Source organism: Alterinioella sp. (assembly GCF_058343375.1).
On record NZ_JBTUJH010000018.1, the window covers coordinates 25,735 to 35,741 of the forward strand.

The 10,007-nt window shown below is 63.2% G+C and carries 12 protein-coding genes and 1 pseudogene; 8 read left to right on the forward strand and 5 right to left on the reverse strand.

Going from position 1 to position 10,007, the window contains the following annotated elements:
- Window positions 1-237: 237 nt before the first annotated feature.
- The gene (serS, locus tag ACW8PS_RS03200; protein WP_491525826.1) at window positions 238-1,530 is read right to left on the reverse strand and encodes a serine--tRNA ligase; all 1,293 of its coding nucleotides are present in this window, start codon (window positions 1,528-1,530) and stop codon (window positions 238-240) included.
- Window positions 1,531-1,829: 299 nt separating this feature from the next.
- Between serS and yajC the strand changes: the two genes are divergently transcribed.
- The 5 genes from yajC to ACW8PS_RS03225 are packed head-to-tail and all read left to right on the forward strand — an operon-like array spanning window position 1,830 to window position 5,887.
- Entirely contained in the window at window positions 1,830-2,111 is a 282-nt protein-coding gene (gene yajC, locus ACW8PS_RS03205; RefSeq protein WP_491525827.1) for a preprotein translocase subunit YajC, read from the forward strand.
- 22 nt (window positions 2,112-2,133) lie between these two features.
- Complete coding sequence (secD, locus tag ACW8PS_RS03210; protein ID WP_491525828.1) at window positions 2,134-3,798, forward strand: protein translocase subunit SecD; 1,665 nt, start codon at window positions 2,134-2,136, stop codon at window positions 3,796-3,798.
- Window positions 3,799-3,801: 3 nt separating this feature from the next.
- Window positions 3,802-4,773 carry a protein translocase subunit SecF gene (gene secF / locus ACW8PS_RS03215; protein WP_491525829.1) on the forward strand — a complete coding sequence of 324 codons (972 nt, stop codon included), beginning with the start codon at window positions 3,802-3,804 and terminating at the stop codon, window positions 4,771-4,773.
- Window positions 4,766-5,518, forward strand: a complete 753-nt coding sequence (locus tag ACW8PS_RS03220; protein WP_491525830.1) for a TSUP family transporter — start codon at window positions 4,766-4,768, stop codon at window positions 5,516-5,518. The genes secF and ACW8PS_RS03220 overlap by 8 nt, the downstream gene beginning before the upstream one ends.
- A gap of 15 nt (window positions 5,519-5,533) precedes the next feature.
- On the forward strand, window positions 5,534-5,887 hold the full coding sequence (locus ACW8PS_RS03225; RefSeq protein WP_491525831.1) for an Mth938-like domain-containing protein: 354 nt from the start codon (window positions 5,534-5,536) through the stop codon (window positions 5,885-5,887).
- A gap of 92 nt (window positions 5,888-5,979) precedes the next feature.
- Here the strand turns inward: ACW8PS_RS03225 and ACW8PS_RS03230 are convergent, their stop codons facing one another.
- Window positions 5,980-6,651, reverse strand: coding sequence for a DUF1194 domain-containing protein (locus ACW8PS_RS03230; protein WP_491525832.1), 672 nt, complete (start codon window positions 6,649-6,651; stop codon window positions 5,980-5,982).
- Window positions 6,652-6,677: 26 nt separating this feature from the next.
- Window positions 6,678-7,106: a VOC family protein gene (locus ACW8PS_RS03235; RefSeq protein ID WP_491525833.1), complete on the reverse strand. Its 429-nt coding sequence runs from the start codon at window positions 7,104-7,106 to the stop codon at window positions 6,678-6,680.
- 347 nt (window positions 7,107-7,453) lie between these two features.
- Here ACW8PS_RS03235 and ACW8PS_RS03240 point away from each other — a divergent pair, with 347 nt between their 5' ends.
- Genes ACW8PS_RS03240 through ACW8PS_RS03250 form a run of 3 tightly spaced genes read left to right on the forward strand, consistent with a single transcriptional unit; the run spans window position 7,454 to window position 9,093 of the window.
- Window positions 7,454-8,257: a thymidylate synthase gene (locus ACW8PS_RS03240; RefSeq protein WP_491525834.1), complete on the forward strand. Its 804-nt coding sequence runs from the start codon at window positions 7,454-7,456 to the stop codon at window positions 8,255-8,257.
- Window positions 8,258-8,260: 3 nt separating this feature from the next.
- A complete protein-coding gene (locus tag ACW8PS_RS03245) occupies window positions 8,261-8,755 on the forward strand; it encodes a dihydrofolate reductase (RefSeq protein ID WP_491525835.1) in 495 nt (164 codons plus the stop codon).
- A gap of 11 nt (window positions 8,756-8,766) precedes the next feature.
- A complete protein-coding gene (locus ACW8PS_RS03250) occupies window positions 8,767-9,093 on the forward strand; it encodes an arsenate reductase family protein (RefSeq protein ID WP_491525836.1) in 327 nt (108 codons plus the stop codon).
- Here ACW8PS_RS03250 and ACW8PS_RS03255 read toward each other — a convergent pair.
- On the reverse strand, window positions 9,075-9,644 hold the full coding sequence (locus ACW8PS_RS03255; RefSeq protein WP_491525837.1) for a DoxX family protein: 570 nt from the start codon (window positions 9,642-9,644) through the stop codon (window positions 9,075-9,077). The genes ACW8PS_RS03250 and ACW8PS_RS03255 overlap by 19 nt on opposite strands.
- Before the next feature lie 12 nt (window positions 9,645-9,656).
- A pseudogene (locus ACW8PS_RS03260) lies at window positions 9,657-10,007 on the reverse strand (DUF2063 domain-containing protein); the annotation flags it as partial.

The window sequence follows — 10,007 nt, forward strand, 5'->3', positions numbered from 1 at the left end:
CGATGAAACGGATCGCCATTTTCTGTGACGCACCTGGTTCTCGCCGCGCGCCGGCAACCAGACCAATCTCGCGCGTCTGGGCGAACCGGTTCTGAGCGCGATGCCACAGACCCGCCGCAGATGCTGATTCATCAGCGCGGCCTGGGATCTGGCCGTTCCGGTGCGGCCCATATGGCGCGTTCGCTGACCGGCATGATCCGCCATTATCTTTGATATCAGGGTGTTGAGCGGTGGTATTCAGGTAAGAAAACCCTCAGAGGTCAACCGGGTCTTGCCGCCCAGATAGGGGTGCAGCGCGGCGGGCAGTGTGACCGATCCATCCGCCTGCTGGCCGTTTTCCAGCACCGCGATCATGCAGCGCCCGACCGCCAGGCCCGAGCCATTCAGCGTATGAACAAATTCCGGCTTGCCACCGCCCGCAGGCCGGAACCGGGCGTTCATGCGGCGGGCTTGATAATCGCCGCAAACCGAGCAGGAGCTGATCTCACGATAGGCATTCTGCCCCGGCAGCCAGACCTCGATATCATGCGTGCGGCGCGCGCCGGCCCCCATATCGCCGGTGCACAGAACAACGGTGCGATAGGGCAGGTCCAGCCGTTCCAGCACGCTCTGCGCGCAGCCGGTCATGCGGTCCAGCTCAGCCCGGCTGTGGTCGGGATGGGTGATCGAAACCATCTCGACCTTTTCAAACTGATGCTGACGCAACATGCCGGAGGTGTCGCGGCCGGCGCTGCCGGCCTCGGAACGGAAACACAGCGAATGGGCGGTGTAGCGCCGCGGCAGGGCGTTTTCCTCGATGATGGTGTCATTGACGATATTGGTCAGCGTCACCTCGGAGGTCGGGATCAGCCACCAACCTTCGCGGGTCTGATAGCTGTCTTCGCCGAATTTGGGCAATTGACCGGTGCCGAACATCATCTCTTCGCGCACCAGAACCGGCGTGTTCACTTCGGTCAGCCCGTGTTCACCCGTATGCAGATCCAGCATGAATTGCGCCAGGGCGCGGTGCAGCCGGGCCACGCCGCCCGACAGCATCACGAAACGCGCGCCCGAAAGCTTGGCCGCGGTCTCGAAATCCATGCCGTCCTGGACGGCGCCAATCTGGTAATGTTCCTGCGGCGCAAAGGCGAAGCTGCGCGGGGTGCCCCAGCGGTGGATCTCGACATTATCGGCCTCATCGGTGCCGACGGGCGTGTCCTCATAGGGCAGGTTCGGCAGGCCCGCCAGCAGATCGCGCAATGCGGCATCTCTGGTTTTTGCCTCCTCCTCCATCGCCGCGATTTCGTCTTTCTTTTCAGCCACTAAGGCGCGCAGACGTTCAAATTCAGCCTCGTCGCCGCTGGCCTTGGCGCGGCCGACTTCCTTTGAGGCTGCGTTGCGTTCGGCCTGCGCGGCTTCAGAGGCGGCAATCGCGGCACGGCGGGCCGCATCCAGCGCCAGAATCGCGGGGCTTTGCGGCGGCAGGCCCCGCATTGCCATGGCGGCGTCGAAAGCGTCGGGGTTGTCACGGATGGCGCGGATATCGTGCATTTGGGGGCCTCATGCGGGCGGATGTTTCGGGTGATCTATGCACCAAAGCGGTGCCGGTTTGAACCCGAAAACGGCCATCCACCGGCCATGCACATCCGGACCATGCCGGGCCCGGTCTTTTTTCGCGGCAGGTGATTTCACGATTGCCATTCACCAGAGCTTTCCCATATGCCGAACAGGGCAGCCGGAGGGGCACTGAAAAGCCGGGGCATCGCCTTGCGCTTCTGCCGCCCCGCCAGTAACGTGCCGCGGATTTTGCAGGGTCAAAGGCCCGCCACAAAACAAAGGACACAACCGATATGGACGCCATTGGCAGCTTTCTACCGTTGATCGCCATCGTTGCGATTATGTATTTCCTGATGATCCGGCCGCAGCAGCAGCAGCGCAAGGCGCATGAGGCGATGGTGGCAGCGCTGCGGCGCGGCGATGAAGTGGTGACCGCGGGCGGGCTGATGGGCAAGGTGACCAAGGTCAAGGATGACGCGGAGGTCGAGGTGCAACTGGCCGAGGGTGTGAAAGTGCGCGTCGTGCGCTCGACCATCGCGCGGGTCGTGAACAAGACCGAACCGGCCAGCGAATAACCTCCGACGCGAAGGCACCCTCATGCTGAATATCCCCCTTTGGAACCGAACCCTGATCTGGGGTGTCGTGGTTCTGGGCCTCGCCTTTGCGATGCCGAACCTGTTTTACAGCCAGGTCGAACGGCGCAATGATGCGCTGACGCTGATCGAGGATGCAGGGGGCGACCCGGAAGCGCTGGCCGAAGATCTGGCTGCATGGCCGAGTTTCCTGCCCTCGACGCTGGTCAATCTGGGGCTGGATCTGCGCGGTGGCGCGCATCTGCTGGCCGAAGTTCAGGTCGAGGAAGTCTATGCCGCCCGGATGGACGGCCTGTGGCCAGAGGTCCGCCAAGCGCTGCGCGATGTGCGTGATCAGGTCGGCACAGTGCGCCGCCAGGATGCGCCGCCGGGGCAATTGCGGGTGCGGATATCAAACGCCGACGGGATCGAGGCGGCCGTTGCGGCGGTGCGTGAACTGGCGCAGCCGGTGGTCAGCCTGACCGGCGTCGGGGCCTCGACGCTCGATGTGCGCGCCGATCGCGATATGATCGTGGTGCAATTGTCCGAGGCCGAACGCGCCGCCACGGACGACCGGACCATGCTGCAATCGGTCGAGATCGTGCGCCGCCGGGTCGATGAGGTCGGCACGCGCGAACCCACCATTCAGCGCCAGGGCGACCGGCGGATCCTGATCCAGGTGCCGGGCATCGACAGCGCCGAAGAATTGAAACGCCTGATCGGCACCACGGCGCGGCTCACATTTCACCCGGTCACGGGGCGCGCGACCAGCGCCGATGCCGAACGCGCCGCGCGCGAGATCATCGTGCCGGACCGCGACGATGAAAGCGTTTTCTACCGGCTGGAGGCGACCCCGGTTCTGACCGGCGAGATGCTGACCGATGCTCAACCGGCCTTTGACCAGAACGGGCGGCCCACCGTCACCTTCCGGCTCAGCACCACGGGCGGGCGGATCTTTTGCAATTACACCGAGGAAAATGTGGGTGCGCTCTTTGCGGTGGTTCTCGATGGCGAGGTGATCACCGCGCCGACGATCCAGGAACGCATCTGCCAGGCCTCTGGCCAGATCACCGGCAATTTCACGACCGTGGAATCAACCGAACTGGCCGTGTTGCTGCGCGCCGGTGCGCTGCCTGCCGGTCTGACCTTTCTGGAAGAACGCACCATCGGGCCGGAACTGGGCGCAGACAGCATTGCGGCGGGCAAGGTCGCCGCGATTGTCGCGGGCCTGCTGGTGCTGGTCTTCATGGGGTTGGGCTATGGGTTGTTCGGTCTTTTTGCCAATATCGCGCTGATCATCAATGTGGGGCTCATCTTTGGCCTGCTCTCCGCCATCGGGGCCACGCTGACGCTGCCGGGAATTGCCGGGATCGTGCTGACCATCGGTATGGCGGTTGATGCCAATGTGCTGATTTTCGAACGGATCCGCGAGGAATTGAAAACCGCCAAAGGCCCGGCCCGCGCGATCGAGCTTGGCTATGAAAAGGCGCGATCGGCCATCTATGATGCCAATATCACCACATTTATCACAGCCGTGATCCTGTTCGTGATGGGGTCGGGGCCGGTGCGCGGTTTTGCGATCACGCTGGGCCTGGGCATTATCACCTCGGTCTTTACGGCGCTTTTTGTGACCCGGCTGATCCTGGTGACCTGGTTTGAACGCCGCCGCCCCAAGAAAATCGAGGTTTAGCCCATGCGTCTCAAACTTGTGCCCGGCACCACCAATCTGGACTTTTTCCGCCTGAGCAGTGTCACACTTGGCGCCTCGACCATTGCGGTGATTGCCTCCATCGTGCTGTTCTTTGTCGTCGGGCTGAATTTCGGTATTGATTTTCGCGGCGGCACCACGATCCGCACCGAGGCGACATCGCCGGTTGAGGTTGCCGATTATCGCGCCGCGTTGAGCGGGCTGGATCTGGGCGATGTGTCGATCACCGAAGTTTTCGACCCGACCTTTGCCGCTGATCGCTTTGTCACAATGGTCAATATTCAGGCCCAGGACGGGCAGGAATCGGTGTTGCCCGAAACCATCGCCGCGATAGAGGCGGCTTTGCTGGAGGTTGATCCCTCGCTCACCTTCCCATCGGTCGAAAGCGTCGGGCCGACCGTGTCGGGCGAATTGGTGCAGACCGCCATCCTGGCCGTCATATTGGCCATCGGTGCGGTGCTGATCTATATCTGGCTGCGCTTCGAGTGGCAGTTTTCTCTGGGTGCGGTGGCGGCGCTGGTCCATGACGTGGTTTTGACCATCGGTATTTTCAGCGCATTGCAGATCCGTTTCGATCTGGCGATCATCGCCGCACTTCTGACCATTGTCGGCTATTCGCTGAACGATACTGTGGTGGTGTTCGACCGGGTTCGCGAAAACCTGCGCAAATACAAGAAACGCCCGCTGAAGGAAGTGCTGAACCTGTCGATCAACGAAACGCTGAGCCGCACGGTGATGACCTCGGTCACGACGCTGCTGGCACTGATCGCGTTGTTCGTGCTGGGCGGCGATGTCATCCGCGGTTTTGTCTTTGCGATGATCTGGGGCGTTGTGGTGGGCACCTATAGTTCGGTCTTTATCGCCTCGGCGGTGTTGCTGCGCCTGGGTGTCACGCGCGACTGGACCAAGACCGATGGCGGTGGTGCCGGCACGACTTTTGCCAATATAGATGCCTGATCCATTCTGGACCGCCCTGGGGCAACCCGGGCTGGTCTGGCTGGTGATCGCTGCGGTGGCCGCGGGCGTGGTGCGCGGGTTTTCGGGATTTGGCACGGCGATGGTGTTTCTGCCGGTGGCGGGCCAGGTGCTGAGCCCGCTGGGCGCGCTGGTTGTGCTGGCGGTGATGGATCTTGTCGGCCCGCTGCCCAATGTGCCGCGCGCGCTGCGCGATGCGCATCGTGGCGATGTGCTGCGGCTTTGTGCCGGGCTGGTGGTTGCCCTGCCGGTTGGCCTGCTGATCCTGACCTCGGTCGCGCCCGAAATTTTTCGATACGGCGTATCGGTGGTGTCTCTGCTGCTGTTGGTTTTGCTGGTTCTGGGCTGGCGCTATCGCGGGGTTCTGCGCCGCTGGATGATCTATCTGACCGGCATGTTGGGCGGGTTTCTGTTTGGCGCGGTGGGGCTGCCGGGGCCGCCGGTGATCATGATCTACATGGCGGCACCGCTGCCGGCCCCGGTGGTGCGGGCCAATCTGATGCTCTATCTTCTGGGGGCGGATGTGCTGATGCTGGGCCTTTTGTCTGTCTCTGGACGGATGGAGGTGGTGGCGTTCTGGACCGGTGTGGTGGTGACCTTGCCCTATCTGGCGGGTAATATTCTGGGCGGGCGGCTGTTTCGGCCGGAATATGAGCGGTTCTATAGTTGGGCGGCCTATGCGATCATCTCGTTTTCGGCCCTGTCGGGGCTGCCGCTGTGGGATTGAGGAAAGGGGGCCTGGATGCAGTTGCATGAGATCGGCTATGGCGATGCGAAACCGGTAGAGGGATATGGCCCGGGGTTTTTCCGCCTTGGCGGCGCGGTGATCAGGGGGGCGGTGATCTGCCATCCCGGCGGCGTGACCCCCTGGGGCGGGCTGACGGATGAAGCCGCTCTGCTGGCACTGGCCGGTCAGGTTGACGTGCTGTTGATCGGCATGGGGGCCGAGATTGCACCGGTCCAGGGCGATCTGCGCGCCCGGCTGGAAGCGGCGGGGATCGGGGTTGAGGTCATGGCCACAGCCGCCGCCGCGCGGACCTATAACGTTTTGTTGGCTGAGGGACGCCGGATCGCGGCCGCATTACTGAGCGTCTGAGACAGGTTGGGGGCAGGTGGGCCCGCCCACCCACCCCATTCGGGGGGTTCCCCCCCGGACCCCCAGGATATTTGACGCACAAAGAAGGCGGGTCAGCCGGGCCGGGCGGGACTGTCCAAGGCCCCCAGGATCATCACCCGCAATTCGCGCTCCAGCTTGCGGCGCATGGCATCCTCGAATTCGTCATGGTTCAGCGCATATTCCACGAAAGAGCCGGGTCCGCGGATAAGCTCGCGCTCGAAATATTCGCGGATCTCGTGGCTGGCCCCGCCAATCGCCAACCCGTTCACCGTGACATCATCGAGCGGAAAATGCTGATAGGCCAAATCAGGTGTGAAGCCGTCATTGTTCTGGCCATCGCCGGAAATGTCGAGCGTCTGAAACAGGCAGGGCGGGGCCTCGGCGAACTGATCGGCGGCATAGCCCAATGCGTAGCCAAGCGCGGTGGGGTATTGCCCGGTCGAACGTGGCGCGGCCTGCAATTGCTCGATCACGACCAGCAGATCGGCTTCGCTGCGCATCAGCCGCCAGGGGGCGATCATGTCCTGCTGGAACCGGCCCGACCATTCATAAATGCCAAGTGCGACCACGCCGGGGCCGGCAAAGAGCGGATCCTGGACCTCAGGCGACAAAAGCGCTGCAATCAGCCCGCTGCGCTGGACCGCGTGTTCAGCCGGATCGACCGAGGCCGACACATCGATGCCCAGAAGCAGCGCAAGCCGGCAATCCTGCGCTTGCGCCTGGGCCTGGGCCGGTGCTGCCACGAGAAGCGCCAGAATGAGGCCCCGGATTACCAATGGCCGGTGTTTTCCATGCTGGCCCATGGTTCGGCGGGGGGCAGGTTTTCGCCCTCCTGCAACAGCTCGATCGAGATATTGTCGGGGCTGCGAACAAACGCCATGTGGCCGTCGCGGGGCGGGCGGTTGATGGTGACTCCGGCCTCCATCAATTGCTGGCACAGCTCATAGATATTATCGACGCGATAGGCGAGATGCCCGAAATGGCGGCTATCGGATGGCAGGCCCGGGTCGCCATCCCAGTTCCAGGTCAGCTCTACCGGGCATTCGGGCTGATGTGGCGGGGCCATGAAGACCAGGGTGAAGCGGCCTTTCTCGTTTTCCCAGCGTCGGGTCTCGTGCAGGCCCAAAAGCTGGAAAAACCCCATTGTTGCCTCAAGATCGGCAACCCGCACCATGGTGTGCAGATATTTGATGGACATTGGCGCGCCCTCTCCTTCTTTGGTTTCGATGAATGGTAGCCTGTCCGGCCCGGCTTGGCACCTCCCCCTTGGGATAAACTTTGTGCGGGCGCGGTCGGGCTGGTCCGGTGATCGGTTATCGCGGATCACGGGCGTTGCGGTGGCAAAACCGCCATAGGGCCGCGCCAGCACGATCACCCCCGGGAAATACCCTTTATCTTGCGGATCATCGCGCCCCTGATGCACTATGTAGAGGCAGGCGATTCCCGAGACTGAAATGATGTTGCCGCCGCCCAGGCGGCGTGGAATTGACCGGGTTGAGCGCGACGCGGCGCAATGTGCAAGCGCGGGAAAGGGAAAGGGCAGCAATGCGGCAATATCTGGAGGCTTTGCAGACGGTGCTGGACAAGGGCGAGACGTCGAGCGACCGCACCGGCACCGGCACGATCTCATATTTCGGGCTGCAATGTCGCTATCCTCTGGGGGATGGTTTCCCGCTTGTGACCACGAAAAAGCTGCATCTGCGCTCGATCATCCATGAGCTTCTGTGGTTTCTCTCGGGCGACACCAATATCGCATATCTCAAGGATAATGGTGTTTCGATCTGGGATGCCTGGGCCGATGAAAATGGCGATCTTGGCCCGGTTTATGGCCATCAATGGCGCCATTTCCCGAAGCTGGAGGATGGGGTGATCGGCGAAGTTGACCAGATCACGGGGCTGATCGAGGCCATCCGGGCAACCCCCGACAGCCGCCGCTTGATCGTTTCGGCCTGGAACCCCGGCGAGGTCGACCGCATGGCCTTGCCGCCCTGCCATACCATGTGGCAGGTGCGCATCATCGGCGGCAGGCTGCATTTGCAGCTATACCAGCGCTCGGCCGACATGTTTCTCGGCGTGCCGTTCAATATCGCCTCCTATGCGCTGCTATTGGAGATGCTGGCCCATGTCACGGGCTATGCGCCCGGCGATTTCATCCATTCGATCGGCGACGCGCATATCTATTCCAACCATATGCAGCAGGTTCAGACCCAATTGGCGCGGGCCCCGCATGATCTGCCGCGCCTCAGAATCACCCGCGATGTTGGCTCGATCTTTGATTTCCGCTATGAGGATTTTGCCTTTGACGGCTATGATCCCGACCCGGCCATCCGCGCGCCGGTGGCGGTGTAGCCGATGTTGAGCCTGATTGTCGCACGCGGGATCAACGGGGCCATTGGCAAGGATGGTGCCATGCCCTGGGCCATTCCCGAGGATCTGAAGTTTTTCCAGCGCGAGACCCTGGGCGGGGCCATCATCATGGGGCGGCGGACCTGGGACAGCCTGCCGGTGAAACCTCTGGCGCGGCGGTTCAATATCGTGGTGAGCCGCGATGCCGGGCTGGCCGAGCATGTCTGCGCCAGCCCCGAAGCGGCGGTTGCAGCGGCCCAGGCGGCAGGCTATCTGCGCCTCTATGGCATTGGCGGCGAAGGGATTTACCGGGCGCTGCTGCCATTGGCGGACCGGTTATTGGTGACGGAAGTGGATGTGACGGTCGCGGATGCGGATGCGTTTTTCCCGGAATTTGATGAAGCGGAGTGGGTTGAGCTCGGGACGCTGGAATTGCGCCCGGCGGGGCCACGGGCGGTGCTGCGGGAATGGGTGCGGCGAATCGGAACCAAGGCTGGCTGAAAGGGCGCGCAATGCAGATTTACGGGCTGAAAAACTGTGATACCTGCCGCAAGGCGCTCAAAGCGCTCAAGGCGGCGGGTCATGAGGTGCGGCTGGTCGATATCCGGGCCGAACCGCTGAGCCGCGAGATGCTGGAGCGGTTCGAGGCCGCCTTTGGCGCGGCGCTGCTCAATACCCGCTCAACCACCTGGCGCGGCTTGAGCGAGGCGGCGCGCCAAGGCGCACCGGTCGATCTGATCGCAGCCCATCCGGCCTTGATGAAACGCCCGGTGATCCGCACGGATGATGGCGCGCTTTATCTGGGCTGGGGCAGCGCGGTTCAGGCGGCGCTGACCTGAGGCACCCGCCGGGCCCGCAACAGCGCATCGACCGAGAGCGGCCCGCCGCCCCGGACCACCAGAAACAGCAGCAAGAAGATCCAGAAGGCGCGTTGGTCAAAGATCAGCGCGTCCGAGACGCTGTCGAACCAACTGCCGCGATCGGCGGCGGACACGCGATGGCCGAAAATATCGACCCAGGATTGCGCCACCACAAAGCCGATCATGCCAAGCGCGCCGATCCGGGTGAACAGCCCGATCAAGATCAGGAAGGGCAGGATGAACTCGCCCCAGGTGGCCGCGACCACGACCAGCCGCCAGAAACTGCCAAGCTGGCTGGCATCATATCCCACCGCCTCGGACATGCGCGGCAGGATCTGCGCATAGGCATTGAAATCGGGCTGAAAAAGACCGGCCAGCCCCTCGCCCAGCTTGGTCGTCGCGGAATTCCAGAAATACATCAGCAGCGTGCCGGCAAAGACCAGCCGCGCCAGGGTCGGCATCAGCGCCGGGGCGATGCGGGTTTCCAAACTGTCGAAAATACGATCATGCAGCGAAATCAGGGCATTCATGGCAATAGCTTTCTATGATGTCAGGGCGGCGGAGCCAAGCAGCAGCGTGACAAGCCCGGCAATATCGGCCCGCGGGGCGGCGGCCAGCGTGGCCTCCAGCGCGGCACCCAGGCTGGCGGTGCCGTCAAGCGCGCGCGCCAGCACCAGCCCGCCGGGCGGCAACAGATGCGGCGCGGGGTCAAAACCGGGCCGGGTGATCATGACGGCCTCGGGCCCGGGCTGCGGCGCAGCGGCATCTGCTTCGGTATTGAAGCGCCAGATCGACAGGATCGGGTGGCGCGAGGCCAGCAGGATCGTGGCCGGGGCCAGACGCGGGGACAGCGCCATCAGCGCCTCGGGCTCCAGCCCCTCTATGCTCAAGGG

Coding starts and splice junctions, on each gene's coding strand:
- serS (WP_491525826.1), bottom strand. CDS start 1,530: ATGCACGATATCCGCGCCATCCGTGACAACCCCGACGCTTTCGACGCC.
- ACW8PS_RS03235 (WP_491525833.1), bottom strand. CDS start 7,106: ATGTCCATCAAATATCTGCACACCATGGTGCGGGTTGCCGATCTTGAG.
- ACW8PS_RS03225 (WP_491525831.1), top strand. CDS start 5,534: ATGCAGTTGCATGAGATCGGCTATGGCGATGCGAAACCGGTAGAGGGA.
- ACW8PS_RS03245 (WP_491525835.1), top strand. CDS start 8,261: ATGTTGAGCCTGATTGTCGCACGCGGGATCAACGGGGCCATTGGCAAG.
- ACW8PS_RS03255 (WP_491525837.1), bottom strand. CDS start 9,644: ATGAATGCCCTGATTTCGCTGCATGATCGTATTTTCGACAGTTTGGAA.
- ACW8PS_RS03240 (WP_491525834.1), top strand. CDS start 7,454: ATGCGGCAATATCTGGAGGCTTTGCAGACGGTGCTGGACAAGGGCGAG.
- yajC (WP_491525827.1), top strand. CDS start 1,830: ATGGACGCCATTGGCAGCTTTCTACCGTTGATCGCCATCGTTGCGATT.
- ACW8PS_RS03250 (WP_491525836.1), top strand. CDS start 8,767: ATGCAGATTTACGGGCTGAAAAACTGTGATACCTGCCGCAAGGCGCTC.
- secF (WP_491525829.1), top strand. CDS start 3,802: ATGCGTCTCAAACTTGTGCCCGGCACCACCAATCTGGACTTTTTCCGC.
- secD (WP_491525828.1), top strand. CDS start 2,134: ATGCTGAATATCCCCCTTTGGAACCGAACCCTGATCTGGGGTGTCGTG.
- ACW8PS_RS03220 (WP_491525830.1), top strand. CDS start 4,766: ATGCCTGATCCATTCTGGACCGCCCTGGGGCAACCCGGGCTGGTCTGG.